Source organism: Streptomyces sp. NPDC001068 (assembly GCF_042897315.1).
Lineage (GTDB): Bacteria > Actinomycetota > Actinomycetes > Streptomycetales > Streptomycetaceae > Streptomyces.
The window spans coordinates 43,323-59,856 of record NZ_JBIAYD010000010.1 but is presented as its reverse complement, the minus strand read 5'-3'; the positions used below and the strand labels follow the sequence as shown (position 1 = coordinate 59,856).

Here is a 16,534-nt window from a genome sequence, read left to right as displayed (position 1 = left end):
CCGGTCCCGTCCGTCCCGTCTGTTCCGTCTGTTCCGTCTGTTCCGTCTGTTCCGTCTGTTCCGTCTGTTCCGTCTGTTCCATCGAGCAACTGGGCCACGTCAGTTGGACGTGTTTTCACTCGCCGGGGTTGCAGTTCCGGGCGCCCTGCTGCGTCACACTCAGCGCTCGCCGTGCTGGCGGCGGATCCGGTCGGCCACCTCGTTCTTCTCCGTCTCCCACCAGGGGCGCATCCGCCCGTCGGACGGAACGGACGGAACGGACGGACCCGACGGACCGGACTGGGCGAGCCCCGCGACGGGTACGGCGGAGACGGGGGCCGCGGCGGCCTGCTGCCGGTCCAGGTGACGGTCCAGCTCCGCCGTCTGCACCCGCTCCGCCCGCGCCCACTGGAAGAGGATCACCAGCAGGAACGGCAGCGCGACCAGCTCGGCGATGCCCAGCATCGCGCCGCCGCCGATCTGCTGGTCCTGCCGGACATCCGGCGACCAGGACGGATGGTGGTGCAGGTACCAGGCGCCGGCGATCAGCGTGCCGTGCGTCATGACGACCACCCCCGGGACCGCGTCGATCACACCGTCCAGGAAGACCAGAGCGGCCCGGACCGGGTGGGTGCACCAGGCGGGGAGGGCCTCCTCCCCGGTCAGCACCGGTACGACGAACAGGCAGCCCGCCGCCAGCAGGTGCAGGTACATCAGCTCGTGCAGCCAGCCCACGCGCAGCGCGGTGCCGAAGTAGGGGGTGAAGTAGACGGTCAGTTCGGTGCCGAGCACCAGTGCCGTGCTGACCAGGGGGAAGGTCAGGAGACGGACCACCCGGCCGGTCATGGCGCGGCGCAGCCGGGCCGCCCCGGCCCCCGGAAGGGCGCGCGCCGCGAGACGGAGCGGGTCGCCGAGCGCCAGGCCCAGCGGCGCGACGAGGTCCAGCAGGATGTTCTGGACGGCGGCCGGCCAGAACAGCGCGTGGTCGTAGACGGCGAGGGCGGACATCGTGGCCACCACCAGCGCGCCCAGACCCAGGCCAGCGAAGGCGGCGGTACGGACCGGCGACCAGGACCCACCCCGGGCGCGCACCCGCAGCACACCCCAGCCGTACAGCCCGGCCAGCACCAGGACCAGCAGCAGCGCCGGCACGTCGAGCTGCCACGACGTCAGCAACCGACCGGCGGTCAGCTCGGCCATCCCGCTCACGCTCCTCGGGTCCTCGGTTCGGGGACGAAACGGGTCAGGTCAGACCCACTGCGCGACGGTATACCCGAGCCGTCCGCCGTCCGCACCGGGGTCGCCCGGGGTCACGACCCCCAGGGAACCGTGAGGAAGCCCTCCGCGCGGGCGCTGGCCAGACCGATGCGGGGGATGTCGCTGCTGCGGGCGAAGAGCAGGTAGCGCGGTTCCCATATGGGGCGGTACTTCGCGTTCGCGCGGTACAGCGACTCGATCTGCCACCAGCGTGAGAAGAAGGTGAGAGTGGCGTGCCACAGGCGCAGGACCGGGCCGGCGCCGAGGCGGGAGCCGCGTTCGAAGACCGAGCGGAACATCGCGAAGTTCAGCGAGACCCGGTCCACCTTCAGGTCGGAGGCCCGCAGGAGGAGTTCCACCACCATGAACTCCATCAGGCCGTTCTCCGCGTCGCGGTCGCGGCGCATCAGGTCCAGGGACAGGCCCTGCTCACCCCAGGGCACGAAGCTGAGCAGAGCGCGGGGCACGTCGTCGGCGTCCCGGCACTCCAGCATCACGCAGCGGCCGTCCGCCGGGTCGCCGAGGCGGCCGAGCGCCATCGAGAAGCCGCGTTCCGTGGTGCCGTCGCGCCAGTGGTCGGCCCGGTCGATCAGCAGGGCCATCTCGTCCGCCGGGATGTCCTCGTGGCGGCGGACCCGCACCGTGTAGCCGGCCCGCCGGACGCGGTTGTGGGCCTGGCGGACCACCCGCATCGCGCGGCCCTCGAGGGTGAAGTCGGCGATGTCGACGATCGCCTCGTCGCCCAGTTCCAGGGCGTCCAGGCCGTGGCGGGCGTAGACGGTGCCGGCCTCCTCGCTCGCGCCCATGACGGCGGGCGTCCACGCGTGCTGCCGCGCCTCCGTCAGCCACGCGTCGATCGCGCCGGGCCACGCCTCCGGGTCGCCGATGGGGTCGCCGGAGGCCAGGCTGACGCCGCCGACGACGCGGTAGGTGACCGCCGCCTTGCCGGTGGGCGAGAAGATCGCCATCTTGTCGCGGCGCAGGGAGAAGTAGCCGAGGGAGTCGCGGGCGCCGTGCCGGTCCAGCAGCCCCCGCAGTCTCGACTCGTCCTCCGCGCTCAGCAGGCGGCGCCCGCGCGGCGAGCGGAAACCGGCGTACAGGACCAGGCAGAAGGCGGCGGCCAGGAGGACGTTGATCACGATGTCGGTCCAGCGGGAGGCGTGGACCGCGGTGACCTGGTCGGCGAGCGGTCCGACGCTGATGCCCCGCAGGAGCGTGTAGGCCATCTCGTCGGCGAGGGTGGCGCCGGGGAGCTTGTTCGTGACGTGGACCAGGAGCGTGCCGAGGGCGCCGGTGACCGCGACGCCGCCCACCCCCACCGCGAGTGCCAGCCTCGGGTTCGACGGGTCGCCGATCGCGTCGAACTCCCGGCGGCTGATCAGCAGCGCGGCCACGAAGAGGCCGGTGAGGGCGGCGGAGACCCAGTTGAAGGCGTGGGCGCGGTACTCGTGCTGGGTCAGGGCGAGGACGTAGAGGGCGAAGAGGGGGGTGGACAGGACGACGTTGACCACCCACGCGGCGCGTTTGCGGCGGCGCATCACCAGCACGAAGAAGATGGCGAGGGCGGCCGAGACCAGGCCGGCCGTGGCCAGGTACGGCGTGAAGAACTCACCGGAGTGGTGGGCGTGCTGCCGGTGCAGGTGCAGGGTGAGGCGGCCGTTGTTGTGCTCGTCGACCTCGTGGCGGAACGGCAGGGACAGCACCGCCGCTATGTTCAGTACGGCGATCAGCCGCAGGTACCAGACGGTGGCGTCGGCGGCCCGCCTGCGCAGTGCGGCGCCGGGCGGGCCGGCGCAGGCGCGGCGGTCGGCGGATGCACGTGCGGAGGGCAGGGTCGACTGCTGTGCGGGCATGGTGACCGGTCACCTTGGGGACGGGGGCGGGGACGGGGCGATGGCGGAGGGAGCTGACCCTACAGTCAGTAGGGTAACGGCGGGAGACGGCGGAACGACCGCGCGTGGTGCGGAATACGGTGAGAAAGGGGAGGGCGTCCTCTTACGGACACTCCCGGTCGGCCCGACGGCGGGCCACCAGCACCCACGCGAGGTTCCCGACCGCCGCCCCCGCCGCCACCGCGGCGACGATCACCCCGCCCGTGGCCAGCCCGTCGCTGAACAGGTGCGGGCGCCGGTCGAGGCTGTGCAGGCCGAAGCCGGACAGCTCGTACACGCCCACCGCCGCGACCAGCAGACTCGCCACCAGCATCGCCACCGTGGGTGCGAGGCTGCGCCGCGTCTCCGTTGCGTCCGTGCCCTGCATGAGTACCCCCGATGAGCTGACGAGCCGCCGTGGCCGATGGGGAACCTACAATACGTAGGGTCCGGATGGCCTCAGGACGTGCGCATTCCTGTCGGCGTGCACGCGGCGGGGCAGCGCGCGCGGGGCCTGTGTGCACGGCGTACTCGGCGTACTCGGTGCGTTCGGTGTGCTCGTGCGCCGGCTCGCAGCCTCCCACCCTCGTGGTCCGCACGGGTGACGGCGCGGCGTACGCGGGGATGACGCCGGGGGGCGGACCGCCCTGTCCGGCCGGACCCACCGACACGTGCGCCGCCGGTTCCGCTCCCTGCGGAGACCCGGCGGCGCTCGACCGTCCTGCTGTGGGCGTGGCTCAGCCGAACCGGCCCGCCACGTAGTCGGCGGTGCGCTGGTCCTGCGGCGAGTTGAACACCGCGTCCGTGCCGCCGTGTTCGACGATGCCGCCCGGGGTGCCCTGCTCCGCGAGGAAGAAGGCGCACTGCTGGGAGACGCGGGCCGCCTGCTGCATGTTGTGGGTGACGATCACGATCGTGACCTCGCCGGCCAGGTCCTGGATGGTCTCCTCCACCCGGCGGGTGGAGGTGGGGTCCAGGGCCGAGCACGGCTCGTCCATCAGCAGCACCCGGGGACGGACCGCCAGGGCCCGCGCGATGCACAGACGCTGCTGCTGGCCGCCGGAGAGGGCGCCACCGGGCTGGCGGAGCCGGTCACGGACCTCCTTCCACAGGCCCGCGCGGGTCAGGGACTCCTCGACCAGTTCGTCCTTCTCCCGGCGGTTCACCTTGGTGCCGGTCAGCTTCAGGCCCGCCACCACGTTGTCGTAGATCGACATGGCGGGGAACGGGTTCGGCTTCTGGAAGACCATGCCGATCCTGCGGCGCGCGTCGGTCAGCCGCCACGACGCTTCGTAGATGTCCTCGCCCTCGAAGAGCACCTCGCCGCCGAACTGGGCCGAGGGGATCATCTCGTGCATCCGGTTGAGGGTGCGCAGGAACGTGGACTTGCCGCAGCCCGACGGGCCGATGAGCGCCGTGACCTCGCCCGCGGGCATGGTCAGCGACACCCGGCTGAGCACCTGGTGGGAGCCGAACCAGGCGGAGACGGCACGGGCTTCCAGGGTGGCGGGGGCGGGGCCCTCCGCCACCGGGACGGCGGCGGGGAGCACGGCGGTGTCAGCCGTCGCGCTGTCGGTCGTGGCGGTCTCGTCGACTTCGGTCGTGGCGGTCTCGGTCATCTCATTCACCTGGTTCACAGCAGATTCGGCAGCAGTTCGGTGGTCCGCGTGGCGACCTGGAGGCCGAGCACCGCGACGACGGGGGCGAAGACGATCCACGTCTGGTGGCGCCCCCAGCGGTGCCAGGTCCAGACGGCGGCCACGGCGGTGAGCAGCAGCGCCTGCAGCCACATCACCAGCGGCCACGGCACCCCGGAGGGGCGGGCGAGGGGTTCCTCGGAGGCCGGCAGGGTCCCGGCGCGGATCACCGCCGAGGGGGTCTGGAAGGCCTCGGAGACCAGGTCGGCGTCGACGCGCAGGATGCCAGAGGGGGCGAACTTCGGGCCCGTGGCCGTGATCAGCACCAGGCGGCTCTTGCCGGCGGCCAGCGCGGTCGGCGCCGGATCCCCGGCCCGTCGTACGTCGATGACCTGGTAGTTCGCCTTGCCCTGGCCGGTGATCACGGTGAAGGTGTCGCCGCTGGTCAGCTCGGCGAGCCGGCCGAACGGGCCGCCGTAGGCGCCGGCCCGGCCCATCAGCACGCTGGTGCCGGCCTGACCGGGCATCGGGGTGTCCCGGCGGTGCCCGGGGCCGTCGGTCAGCACGGAGGAGTCGGTGCCCTCCAGGACGACCTGGCTCAGACCGAGCTTCGGGATCTTGACGAGCGCGAGCGGGGTGCCCGGTGCCAGGAGCTTGCCGTCCTGGCCGGTCTGGGACACCGGGGCGGTGCCGAGGGCGAGTTGCTCGCGCAGCTGGTCGAAGTCGGCGTGCTGGGCCGCGTGCTGCTGGGCGCCGCTGACCACCAGCAGCTGCACGGTGATGCCGAGCAGCAGGGCGGCGAGGCTGAGCAGTCCGCCACGCGAGAGGTGGCGGACGAAGGTGACACTGCGGACGGGCCTGCGCGGCACGGCCGCAGCCAGAGCTTTCGGTGTCGGTACGGCGACGGTCACGATGCCCGCCTCCTTCGGAAGACGCGTGCGGGACCGCCGGGAGCGCTGAGGCTCCCGGCGGGCCCGTCAGGGGGTTACTTGGAGGTGATGGTGAAGTAGGCGCCGGTCTTCGAGTTCACGGTCGAGGAACCGACGTAGAAGGCGTGCAGGCTGTGCTTGCCCTTGGACAGCTTCGGCAGCGTGATGGTGACGTGGCCGCCGCTCAGGGTGCCGGTCGCGATGACCTTGGAGCCCTGGTAGATACGGACGGAGCCGCCCGGGGTGGTGCCGGTCGCGGTGACCTTGACGGTGACCTTGGCCTTGGCGGTGTGGCTCACCGAGGTCGGGTGCGAGGTGGAGACCGCCGCCGACGCCTTGGTGATCTTCAGGGAGACCAGCGAGGAGGACGCGTTGAGCTTGGAGGTGCCGGGGTACGACACCGACAGCGCGTGCGTGGCGACCTTGAGGTGGTTCGACAGGCCGATGGTGACCTTGCCGGACGAGTCCAGGGTGCCGGTGCCGACGACCGTGGTGCCGTCCTTGACGGTGACCTTGCCGGTCGGCTTCACACCGTGCGTGCCGGTGACCGTGACGGCGACCTTCGGGGTCTTGCCGTAGGCGGTGGTGGCGGTGGTGGCCTTGGTGGTGCTGGCGTACTTGACGGCGCCGGTCCAGGTGGCCGCCGCGCCGGTGCCGTTCACGTTGTTGGCGGTGACGGTGGCGGTGTAGGTACCGGTCGCCAGGGCCGTGAAGGACAGCGACCGGGTGGCGGCCGTGACGTCCTTGACGGCGACGACGCCGCCGTCCGGGCCGGTCAGCGTGACCCGGTAGTCGGTGACCGGCATGGCCGGGGCCGCGCTGTTCGGGGTCCAGGTGAGCTTGAGGCTCGCGTCGCCGACGGTGCTCTTGACGGCGGGCGCGTTCGGCACCGAGGAGTCGAAGGTGCCGCCCTCCTCCAGGCCGCCGAGCTTGGCGTGCCGGGCGACGGAGACCGAGCCGTTGTAGGACTCGTTGACGAAGCCGAACTTGGCGATGACCGTCTCGGCGTTGTCCGACGCCAGCTGCGCGGTGTGGCTGCCGCTGGTGACGAAGACGTCGTAGAGGTCCTTGTCGAAGAAGATGCTGGTCGGGTCGATCGCCCGGCTCGGCACGACGTTGTACACGTCACGGCCGAACGTCGAGTTCTCGTAGTAGGCGTTGACCGGGGCCAGCTTGCCGTTCACCGTGGTGATCGGGCTGGTGGCGCCGTCGTCGCCGGGCAGCTGCACGGAGGCCAGGTGACCGCCGGCGGCGGCCGCCTCCTTGCTGTAGTTGGGGGAGACGCCGTTGTTCTGGGCGATCCAGGAGCCGACGGAGAACGGGACGAGCGCGCCGTCCTCGGTGAGGGCCGCGTTGGCCTGGTTCTCCTGGACGACACCGATGTTCGCGGGAACGTCGCTGTCCTGAACGCCGATCGCGTTCAGGAAGAACTTGCGGGTGCCCGAGCCGCTCTGCGGGATCTTCGGGTGCACGGTCTGGCCGTTCACCACGGTCAGCGCACCGATGTAGATGTCGTGCAGCTGCTTCACCGTCAGGGTGTCCAGGCCCGAGCCCTTGACCGCGACGCCGACCGCGTCACGCGCCATCGGGATGTAGGTGAGCGCGGTGCCGGAGTTGGACGGACCGCCGGAGGAGCGGGCGAAGTCGACCTGGCCCTTGACCGAGGCGCCGGAGGCGTCCAGGTCACCCGTCAGGGACTGGCTCAGGGCGGTGCGGCCGGCGCCGGAACCGTTCGGGCGCAGGAAGGTGGTGCCGCCGGTACGGGTGGTGATCTTCGTTCCGGTGGCGCCCGTGAGGGGCTGGATCGCGTCGTACGAGGCGATGCCCGCGCCGTTCACCGACTTCACCGCGGTACCGCTGTAGCTGGTGGTGTTGACGGTGTCGCCGGCCAGGGCGTTGAGCACGTCCTGGGTGGTGTCCGAGCCGACGCCGACCAGCTGGCGGAAGGCACCGGCGTCGGGGTCGGCGACCGCCGGGCTGGCGAGGGCGATGCCGCCGGCCACCACGGCCGCGGCGACGAACGCCGCCTGAGAGCGCAGTCTGCGCATCGAGAGTCTCCTGTGACGAGAGCTGGCTAGCTGGGGTGTTGCCAGAGGTATCTGGCAGGGTGGTACGGGCCGTCCGCCCCGACTGCCTTTCGGGGCGGGCGGCCGTCTGTGGGAGCGCGCGAGGCGCTCGGTGGCTACGGGAACAGTCGGCGCAGTCGGCGCGACAGCTCCGGTAGTTCGGGTACGACGGTCACGGTCCGGCCGCCCGGCAGCGGGAGGCGCAGCGGGAGCCTGAGCCGGCCGCCGCCCGCGAAGGGCGCCCCGACTCCGGCGAACGCACCGAGCGCGGCCCCGACCGGGACGGCGTACCGCAGCGGGTTGGCCGGGTCGGCCGGGGTGTTTCCGGCCGCGGTGGTCTCCAGCGACTTGCCGCCGTCGAAGGACGCCTTGGGGCTCGGCGTGGCACTGGCGCCGTCGGCCGGTGTGTCCGTGCCGGGGCCGCCGGTGCTGCCGCCGTCGACACCGTCGGTGCCGGAGGGGGCGCCGCCCTCGGTGCTGGGACCGCCGCCGTCGGCCGGGCCGCCGGTGGAGGTCGGGCCGGTGTAGTCGAGGAGCGCGTCGGCCGCCTTGACGGCCTGACCGCGCAGCTTCGCGGAGAGCGGGGCGTAGCCCACGGGAAGCCGGCCCGGATCGGCGCCCGGGGTCTGGCCGGTGGACGAGGTGTAGCGCAGCAGGGCCGCGTAGTCCTGGCGGGCGGCCTTGCTGACCTTGCCGGGCCGGACCACCGCGTAGACCAGCTGGGCCAGCGGGTAGGCGTCCTTGGCCGTGGCGTTCGCCGGGGTGATCTCGGTGACGCCGGACCCGGTGGCGGTCGCGGCGGCCGCGGTCAGGGCGTCCGTGGTCGGGGCCACGTACCTGCCCGCGGTGTTCTTCAGCTCAGCCGTCTGAAGACCGTAGCGGGCGGCGGAGGCCGCGTCCGTGATCGTGATCACGAACCGCGAACCGACGATCTGCGGGCCGGAGGTCTTGTAGGCGGGCGGGGTGGCCAGCGGATCCCAGGTGGACTTCCACAGGGTGTCCGCTCGGCGGGCGTGCAGGGCGCCGGCGTGCATGTCCTCCACGTAGGGGTGGAAGTCGATCATGCACTGCTTGTTCGTGTCCGGCGCGTCCGAACCGGGCGGGACCGTGCACCACGGGTCGCTCTTCGGGTAGTCGTCGGCGTTCGACGGGTCGAAGGCGACGCCGAGCGGGTTCAGGTCCGTGTTGGTGCTGTAGTACGGGTTGACCCGCATGCCGTAGTCGTCGGGGACACCGGCGAGGAACTGCCGGGCCTCCTTGTCGGCGTAGACCCACTGCCAGACCGCGCGGGCGCTGTCCGAGTGGCCGAGCGAGGTCATCAGGTCGGTGTCGGTGGCCGGGGTCTCGGCGACCGACAGGTAGGCGAACTCCGGGTTCAGCTCGCGGAACTCCGGGTCCGAGGCGAGCCCGGACGGGTTCGTCCGCGCCCAGCCGTACCCCTTGGCCGCCTTGCCGTCGATGACCGAACCCCAGGTGGAGCTGCGGTAGGACTCGGTGAGCAGCTTGGCGACCAGGCGGGCGTTCAGCTTGATGGAGTCGACCTTGGTGCCGTCGAGTTTCTCCTCGGACGCGGGTGCGTCGGACGAGGACCTGCGTTCGATCGTGAAGGCGATGACGGCTCCGGAGAGCGCGACCGGCGCGTACGTCGTCGTGCCCGGGGGCGCCGGGGCGGCCGGGTCGGCGCCCAGTTTCCGGGTGGTGAAGGCGAGCCCCGACGTGCCGTCCGCGATCAGCCGGGACCGGGTGTCCGGCTCGCCGAGTTCGGTGTAGCTGAACACCTTGCCGACCGAGCAGAGCTGGGCCTGCCAGCTGGTCATCGCCTCGGCCGCCAGCTCGCTGCCGGTGGTGGGGCGTTCGTCGGCGCCCAGAGCGCAGTTGTTGCCGACGCTGTTGAAGTCCAGCTTGACCGCGATCCGGTTCTGCCAGTTGGTGGAGGACACCGGGGATCCCGCGTTGACCTGGCTGTGGTCCGCGTACGGCTTGCCGTCCAGGTCCAGGTGCCCCTGCGGGACGATCACCAGCCAGCAGGAGCGGGGCCTGGTGACGCCGTCGGTGGTGACCGGAACGCCACAGCCCAGGTGGGGTGCCTCGTTCGCGGTCTGGACCTCGAAGAACTCCTTGCCGGTGCCGCCCGCGCCGGTGCGGGCGAAGTCGATCTCGTTGGTGGTGTTGTAGCTGTACAGCGCGTTGTTCTGGGTGTTCGTGGTGATCGTGGTGCCGTCGACCGACCTGAAGGGGACCTCACCGCCGGCGTTCGGGTTGGCGGCGCCGTACCGGTCGTCCTGGCCGTAGTTGGAGGGGTCGGCGCTGTAGAAGACCTGCCGGGTGTCGTCCTGGCCGTTGCCCGGCCAGGACGAGCGGCCGGTGGTCGGCGAGGCGCCGTACTGGCACTGGGTCCGCGACGGACCGGGGTTCGACGGGACGGTGCCGTCGTCGTCTCCCCAGCACTGCATGATCTGCACGAAGTCGGTGTTGAACTGCGTGCCGGCGAAGGCCGTGGGCACGCCACCGGTCCAGCTCACCGTGACGGCCTGGCTGGTGAGGTGGGTGGTCTGGGAGACCGTGAACTTCATGTCCTTGAACTCGCCGCGCCCGGCGACCGTCACGGCGGAGCCGGTGGCCGCGGTGGCGGTGGGCGCGGTCTGGGCGACCGCGAGTCCGGCGAGGGCGCCGACCGTGGCGCCCGCGAGGAGCCGTACCAGCGCGTTGCGTATCCGACCGCGTCTCACCGCGTACTCCCCTCGTCGGTGCGGTTGCTGCTCTTGGCGCCGACCAGGCGGGACACCAGCGACGGCAGCAGGAGCAGGCCGAAGACCAGGACCGCGGCCAGCAGCATCAGCGTCTGGGTGGCGGTCCAGCCGTGCCCGGTGGCCACGGCGACCGGCTGGGCGAGGGCGACGGTGCCGCCCGCGGCCGTACCGCCGGAAGAGGCGGTGCCGCCGGAGCCGGTGCCGTCCGGGGAGACGGTCTGGCCGGTGTCGGGGTCGACGGACGGCGTGGCGCTGCTTCCGCCGGTGCCGCCGTTGTCGCCGCCCGTGCCGGTCGCACCGCCGGTGCCGGTGGAACCGCCGGCGGCGGAGGAGCCGTTGTTGTTGCCGGTGGAGGTCTTGGTGCCGCCGGTGCCCGTGGTGCAGGGCGCGGCACCCTTCTTGTCACAGGCGGCGGGGTACGGCGCGGTCTGCGCGAGCCGGTTCTGTCCGCTGGCCGTGAACGTCGGGTTGTTGCAGTTCTTGATGTTGATGTTCTGGGCCGCCACGCCCGGGATTCGGCGGATCTGGTCGAAGCCAGCCTGGACGAGGTTGATCGGCAGCGGTGAGTAGCCGAGCTTCGGCGCCTGCTGCTGTCCCTGGCACATGAAGTAGTAGGAGAACGCGCCGAGCGTTTTGCCCTTGACCTTGGTGAAGGTGCCCTGCACCTTCAGCGGCAGGATCATGTACGAGTAGCTGGACAGCGGGTAGTTGCGCTTGTCGGTGTCGTTGTAGACGCCGTCGAGCTGCTGGGTGAGGTAGTCCGCCGAGCTCTTGTTGGTGTTGATCTTCGCCTTGAGCAGCGAGACCGCCACGTTCTGCGGGGTGGGCTCGGTGTAGTAGCCCGCGTGGTTCAGGACCTTGGCGACCGGGTAGTGCGCGTTGAGCGCGTACGAGTAGTTGACGTACCCGATCGCGCCCTCGCCGTAGTTCTGGGCGACGTAACCGGCGACACCGAGGTCACCGGACTGGGCGATCATGCCGGAGACGGTCGGGTAGTACGAGGTCTGGCCGCAGGAGCCGGACCGGCCGACCTTTCCGCAGTACGCGTTCCACAGCGCCTTGTGCTGGTTCGCCATCCACATCGTGAACTGGGCGGTGGAGCCCGAGCCGTCCGAGCGGACCACCGGGACGATGGTGCGGTGCGGCAGCTGGAGGCCGGGGTTGTCGGCCTTGATCACCGGGTCGTCCCAGGTCTTGATGGCCCCGGTGAAGATCTTGGTGACCACGTCGCCGGACAGGCGGAGGTTGGTGACCCGCTTGCCGTTGACGGTGAGGTGGTACATGAACACCGTGCCGCCGGCCACGATCGGCATGTAGGCGTACGACCCGGACGCCGGGCGCTCGGCCGCGCTGCCGTCGGTGGGCTTCGTCTGGAACGGGATGTCGGAGACGGCGAAGTCGACGGTCCCAGAGAGGAACTGGCGGCGGCCGTCCGACGAACCGGTGCCGGCGTAGCTGATCCGCATGCCGTACTGGTTGACGGCCCGGCGCCACTCGTCGACGGCGTTCTCGGCCCAGGTGGAACCGGCGCCGGCGATGGGCGTGTAGCTGTCGGCGGACGCGCTCTGCGCCATGCCGATGACGGTGAGGGGGCTCAGGATGCTGAGAAGCGCGGCGAGTATGCCCAGCCGTCTCAGGGCGTTGAGGAGCTGGCTGGACATCAGTGGCTGTCTCCGTCCGTGGGGCCGTGTTCGGTCTCGTTGTCGGGTGCGGGTGGGTGGGGGCCGGTCGCGCCGTTCCCCGCGCCCTCTTCGGGGCGCTCGGTCCCGTCGTCGGCCGGGGAGGCTGCGGGCTCGAACAACCCCGGTCCCGGGGTGTGCAGTTCGGCGAACCGCTCGGCGTCCCTGCGCGAGGCCCGCGCGGCGCGCTTCGCCTGGCGCTTGTTCTGGTGGCCGGGGCCGCGGCCGCCGATCACCCGGGCGATCGCGAAGAGGACCAGGACCAGGGCCATCAGGACCGCCGCCGAGCCGAAACCGCGGGCGATCATCGTCGGCTCGGGGGACTTGACGAAGTTGAAGACGGCGAGCGGCAGCGAGACCATCGGGCCGCTCGTCGGGTCGGCGTTGAGCGCCGCCGTGAAGCCCGCCGTCAGCAGGACCGGGGAGGTCTCGCCGATGCCGCGGGCCGTGCCGAGGATGACGGCGGTCGCGAGGCCGGAGCGGGCCGTCGGCAGGACCACGTGCCACACCGTCCGCCAGCGCGGGGCGCCGAGCGCCTCGGAGGCCTCCGTGAGCGTGCCCGGCACCAGGCGCAGGACCACGTCCGACGCGCGGATGACGATCGGCAGCATCATCACGCTGATCGCGAAGCCTGCCGCCAGGCCCGACTTCTGCATGCCGAGGCCGAGGATCCAGACCGCGTAGACCATCAGGCCGGCCACGATCGACGGCAGCGCGGTCATCGCCTCGACGATCGTCCGGACGAACCGGGAGAAGCGGCCGCGGATCTGGTTGAGGTACACCGCGCAGGCCAGGCCCAGCGGGACCGTGATCGTCAGCGCGATGGTGATCATGATGAGCGTGCCGAGCATGGCGTGCGCGATGCCGCCGTGGGTCAGCGGGTCGAGGGGACCGGCCGCCTGCATGTCCTGGGTGAAGAAGTTGCCGTGCGGCAGGGCCTCCCGGCCGCGCCACGCGGTGAAGCCGACGACCATCGCGAGCGCGAGGAACATCAGCCCGCCCGCGGTCCACAGGACGATGGTCATCACGCGGTCCCGTACCGCCTGGCCGTCCTCCTCAAGCCCTGTCAACACCGCGTAGATACCTAGGAATGAAAGGTATGCGGTGACGAAGAACCCCAGTGCGCCGGAGAAGGGCGCGAGTTCACCGAAGAGCAGGATCGCGGTGCACAGCCCGGAGGCGGCGGCGCCCAGCAGGGACAGCACCCCGGAGCGGGTGAGCCCTCCGATCCGGCGCGGCGCGTCGGGGAGTTCGGCGGCCGCGTCGTCCGCGGGGACCTCCGCGGCCACGAGCGTCGTACCGGGCGCGGGAACGTCCCGGGGGGCGTCCTGCGGAGGGTTCTTCTCAAGGTCTACGACGGTCATCGTCAGGCCTCGCTCTGGGCGCCGGACCGTGACCGCGCCACGATCGAGGAGGCGGTGAAGTTGACCGCCAGGGTGAGCAGGAACAGCGCCAGGCCGGCGGCCATCAGCGCCGACATGCCGAAGGTGGAGGCATCGCCGTAGTGCAGGGCGATGAGCGAGGAGACCGAGTTCGAGCCGGTCTGCAGGATGTGCGGCTGGATCACGAAGACCGGGGAGATGATCAGGTAGACCGCGATGGTCTCACCGAGCGCCCGGCCGAGGCCCAGCATCGTGCCGCCGATGATCCCGCCCATGCCGTACGGCAGCACGACGCTGCGGATCATGCCCCAGCGGGTGGCGCCGAGCGCGTAGGCGCCCTCGCGTTCACCGGCCGGTGCCTGGGCGAACACCTCGCGCATCACCGAGCACTGGATCGGCGCGACCATCAGGGCGACGACGATGCCGGCGACGAAGGTGGAGGCGGTGTAGACGCTCTGGGAGGCCAGCGGTTCGCCCGGCTGGGTGCCGTCGACGTGCAGGAACGGGATCCACCCGAACCAGTCCGACAGCCAGCGGGACAGCCCGATCACGTGCTCCTGGAGGAAGAACAGCCCCCACAGGCCGTAGACCACGGAGGGCACCGCGGCCATCAGGTCGACCATCGTGACGAGCGTGCGGCGCAGGGACCGGGGCGCGATGTCCGAGATGAACAGGGCGGTCCCGATGGCCAGCGGCACGCTGATGGTGACGGCGACGGCGGCGATGAGCAGCGTGCCGGTGAGCACGGCGGCGATGCCGAACCTGTGCACGTCCGGCTGCCACTCGGCGGTCGTCAGGAAGTCCCAGACACCTCGGGCCCGCAGCGCCTGCCCGGCCCGGAGGAGCAGGAACAGACCCACCGCTGCCATGATCGCGAGGACGGTCACACCCGTGCCCGTCAACTGGTACCGGAACAACCGGTCCCCGAGCCCTCGGGCGGCGGACAGCTGCCTGGGCACGGGTCTTTCGGATTCCGCCCCTGCGGAACCCTCAAGTGTGGACACCACTGTGTCCCCCCTATACGAAAACGATTCTCCCCACACGGCCCCGAAGCGGGGTACCGCGCGGACAGAGTCAATGGCCGGTTCCTTGCGCACCAGAGCGTCAGATATGGAGAACAGGTGAACTGTTCATGCCTTTTGAGTGGGGGAGATGTGGGCGTGTGTGTACTGGAGGGTCGGAGGGGTCGGGTCCGGCGCGGCGGTGTGCGGGTGTGAAGGCACGGACGGCCGGGGGCGAAGGCGCCCGTGAGCGGGCGGACGGGGCCTGTGGGCTGCGCGGGGGCGGCCGGGGGGTGGGCGGCGAGGCTGCGGCCGGGTGAAGCGGGAGTTAAGTTGCTGTAGGGGAAACGGAGTTGGGCTGCCGATCACCGGGACCACCGGGCCGCAGAACCGGCGAGCGACTTGAGCCAAGATTCGGTAAACCGACCCACCGGACACCGCACGCCATCCCGGCCGACGGGACGGAAACGGGGGCCCGGCGGGCGGAGCCCCGTGAAGTGAAGGCCCTTGCGGCGGAGCCGTGTTGGTGGGGCGGTGCCGTGTCGGCGGGGGGAGCCGGTTCAGCCGCGGGCGGCCGCGGCGAGGGCGTGCCTGACGGCGGCCTCGTCACGGCCGAGGAGCGCCTTCTCCAGGCTGTGGTCGTCGTGCCGGGAGAACCGCTCGCCCTCGGCGACGTCCTCCTCGCTCAGCACCCGGCCGCACCACTCGCCACGGTCTGCGGTGTGCTCGTCGAAGGGCACGGCTGCGCCCTCACCGAGGACCGCCCAGCCGTCACCGCTCCAGCGCAGGGCGAGCAGATACGTGTGCCCGACCTGGAGCCGGGGCGCGTCGGTGGCCGGTTGCGGCACCCGGGCACCGCTGGACCGGTAGACCCGCCAGCCCGGGGCGACCATGTCGAAGTCCGTCCCGATCGTGTGCCGGGGCGAATCGCGGGACCACAGACGGCTGTCGACCCGGAAGGTCACCCGCCGGTCCATGGCGTAGGCCACGGCCCCCTTGCCGTAGGTCCGCCGGTTGGTCTCCCGTTCCCGCGTCGGGCCGGCGACGACCACGTGATCGGCGTACGACACCCAGTCCTCAGCGGTCTGCGACGGATACAGGTCCCCGGACGTCCAGCACCCCGGCACCGACTCCAGCCCCGGCCCGCCCACCAGCGCCCCGGCGACGACCCCGACGGCGGCCAGAACCGCGGCGACGGGCCGCGCCGGCACACGCCGGGACATGCCTGATCGTTCCCCCATACCGAAAACGCCCCCCTGCGCCCAGAACAGTCCCCGCGGCCCCGGACCCGGTCAAGATCCGTCACCGCGGCGATCACCTTAGGCACGACCCGCCGAAGGCGAACGAGGGGCATCTGGACTCGGCACAGAACTGTGACGGGGACAGGGGCGGGCGGTTCAGCAGGACTCGCGGGCCGGGACGAACTCCAGGCGGGCGTGCCGGTCCGCCGTCAGGGCGTCGCCGTAGACCGAGCGGCTGACCTCGTACCAGACGTCGTCCCGCTTCCTGACGCCGTTCACGTCGTCCAGTTCCACGCACCACTTCTCGGTGCGCACGGTCCTCCGGTAGGTCTCGGTGCCGCTGCGGACCTTGGTGCAGGACCGGTGCCGCTCGGTCGTGTACCAGGTTCGGGTGGTGCGTCGGCCGCCGGTCCTGCTGGTGGAGGTGTGCCGGACCCGGCGGGTGGCGGTGGTGCACCTGGGGACCAGGTGGGGCCGGGTGGCCTTGACGGTCTTCGCGCCGACGTGCCGGACTGCCTCCTTGAGGCCGTGGACGCTGTCGTCCCGGACCGACGGGGTGCTGTCCTGCCCGGAGCCGGTGTCGCTCACGGAGCCGCTGTCGTAACCGTCCGACGTGGTGCCGCCCGACTCCCAGGCGGTGTCCCCGCCGCCGTCGCCGCCCGAACAGGCGCCGAGCGTGCCGATCACCATCGCAATGGCCATGCCCACCGCGAACCGCTTACCGAACATGACTCCCCGCCCC

The 16,534-nt window shown here is 71.5% G+C and carries 12 protein-coding genes; all 12 read right to left on the bottom strand.

The annotated features are described in order from the left end of the window. Positions 1-159: 159 nt before the first annotated feature. On the bottom strand, positions 160-1,179 hold the full coding sequence (locus ACFY3I_RS26995) for a cytochrome c oxidase assembly protein (protein ID WP_390863415.1): 1,020 nt from the start codon (positions 1,177-1,179) through the stop codon (positions 160-162). A 110-nt stretch (positions 1,180-1,289) separates the two neighbouring features. Continuing rightward, positions 1,290-3,089 carry a phosphatidylglycerol lysyltransferase domain-containing protein gene (locus tag ACFY3I_RS26990; RefSeq protein WP_390863413.1) on the bottom strand — a complete coding sequence of 600 codons (1,800 nt, stop codon included), beginning with the start codon at positions 3,087-3,089 and terminating at the stop codon, positions 1,290-1,292. A gap of 142 nt (positions 3,090-3,231) precedes the next feature. Beyond that, on the bottom strand, positions 3,232-3,495 hold the full coding sequence (locus ACFY3I_RS26985; RefSeq protein ID WP_365289012.1) for a hypothetical protein: 264 nt from the start codon (positions 3,493-3,495) through the stop codon (positions 3,232-3,234). A 349-nt stretch (positions 3,496-3,844) separates the two neighbouring features. Continuing rightward, positions 3,845-4,726, bottom strand: a complete 882-nt coding sequence (gene pstB, locus ACFY3I_RS26980; protein WP_390863410.1) for a phosphate ABC transporter ATP-binding protein PstB — start codon at positions 4,724-4,726, stop codon at positions 3,845-3,847. Between the two features lie 14 nt (positions 4,727-4,740). After that, positions 4,741-5,655 carry a sortase gene (locus ACFY3I_RS26975; protein ID WP_390863407.1) on the bottom strand — a complete coding sequence of 305 codons (915 nt, stop codon included), beginning with the start codon at positions 5,653-5,655 and terminating at the stop codon, positions 4,741-4,743. A gap of 74 nt (positions 5,656-5,729) precedes the next feature. Continuing rightward, complete coding sequence (locus ACFY3I_RS26970) at positions 5,730-7,721, bottom strand: Ig-like domain repeat protein (protein ID WP_390863405.1); 1,992 nt, start codon at positions 7,719-7,721, stop codon at positions 5,730-5,732. A 134-nt stretch (positions 7,722-7,855) separates the two neighbouring features. Then, positions 7,856-10,468 (bottom strand): hypothetical protein, encoded by a 2,613-nt coding sequence (locus ACFY3I_RS26965; RefSeq protein ID WP_390863403.1) that lies wholly within the window; start codon positions 10,466-10,468, stop codon positions 7,856-7,858. Further along, positions 10,465-12,150 carry a phosphate ABC transporter substrate-binding protein PstS gene (locus ACFY3I_RS26960; RefSeq protein WP_365289007.1) on the bottom strand — a complete coding sequence of 562 codons (1,686 nt, stop codon included), beginning with the start codon at positions 12,148-12,150 and terminating at the stop codon, positions 10,465-10,467. The genes ACFY3I_RS26965 and ACFY3I_RS26960 overlap by 4 nt, the downstream gene beginning before the upstream one ends. After that, on the bottom strand, positions 12,150-13,532 hold the full coding sequence (gene pstA, locus ACFY3I_RS26955; protein WP_390863401.1) for a phosphate ABC transporter permease PstA: 1,383 nt from the start codon (positions 13,530-13,532) through the stop codon (positions 12,150-12,152). Before pstA ends, ACFY3I_RS26960 begins: the two co-directional genes overlap by 1 nt. A gap of 2 nt (positions 13,533-13,534) precedes the next feature. Continuing rightward, positions 13,535-14,509, bottom strand: a complete 975-nt coding sequence (gene pstC, locus ACFY3I_RS26950) for a phosphate ABC transporter permease subunit PstC (RefSeq protein WP_390863399.1) — start codon at positions 14,507-14,509, stop codon at positions 13,535-13,537. 602 nt (positions 14,510-15,111) lie between these two features. Further along, the gene (locus tag ACFY3I_RS26945) at positions 15,112-15,774 is read right to left on the bottom strand and encodes a hypothetical protein (protein ID WP_390863397.1); all 663 of its coding nucleotides are present in this window, start codon (positions 15,772-15,774) and stop codon (positions 15,112-15,114) included. 174 nt (positions 15,775-15,948) lie between these two features. Continuing rightward, on the bottom strand, positions 15,949-16,521 hold the full coding sequence (locus ACFY3I_RS26940) for a hypothetical protein (protein ID WP_390863395.1): 573 nt from the start codon (positions 16,519-16,521) through the stop codon (positions 15,949-15,951). Positions 16,522-16,534 lie beyond the last annotated feature (13 nt).

Excerpts from the sequence above, each read along its gene's own strand:
- ACFY3I_RS26995 (WP_390863415.1), bottom strand. The coding sequence starts at position 1,179 with ATGGCCGAGCTGACCGCCGGTCGGTTGCTGACGTCGTGGCAGCTCGAC.
- ACFY3I_RS26990 (WP_390863413.1), bottom strand. The coding sequence starts at position 3,089 with ATGCCCGCACAGCAGTCGACCCTGCCCTCCGCACGTGCATCCGCCGAC.
- ACFY3I_RS26985 (WP_365289012.1), bottom strand. The coding sequence starts at position 3,495 with ATGCAGGGCACGGACGCAACGGAGACGCGGCGCAGCCTCGCACCCACG.
- pstB (WP_390863410.1), bottom strand. The coding sequence starts at position 4,726 with ATGACCGAGACCGCCACGACCGAAGTCGACGAGACCGCCACGACCGAC.
- ACFY3I_RS26970 (WP_390863405.1), bottom strand. The coding sequence starts at position 7,721 with ATGCGCAGACTGCGCTCTCAGGCGGCGTTCGTCGCCGCGGCCGTGGTG.
- ACFY3I_RS26960 (WP_365289007.1), bottom strand. The coding sequence starts at position 12,150 with ATGTCCAGCCAGCTCCTCAACGCCCTGAGACGGCTGGGCATACTCGCC.
- pstA (WP_390863401.1), bottom strand. The coding sequence starts at position 13,532 with ATGACCGTCGTAGACCTTGAGAAGAACCCTCCGCAGGACGCCCCCCGG.
- ACFY3I_RS26945 (WP_390863397.1), bottom strand. The coding sequence starts at position 15,774 with ATGTCCCGGCGTGTGCCGGCGCGGCCCGTCGCCGCGGTTCTGGCCGCC.
- ACFY3I_RS26940 (WP_390863395.1), bottom strand. The coding sequence starts at position 16,521 with ATGTTCGGTAAGCGGTTCGCGGTGGGCATGGCCATTGCGATGGTGATC.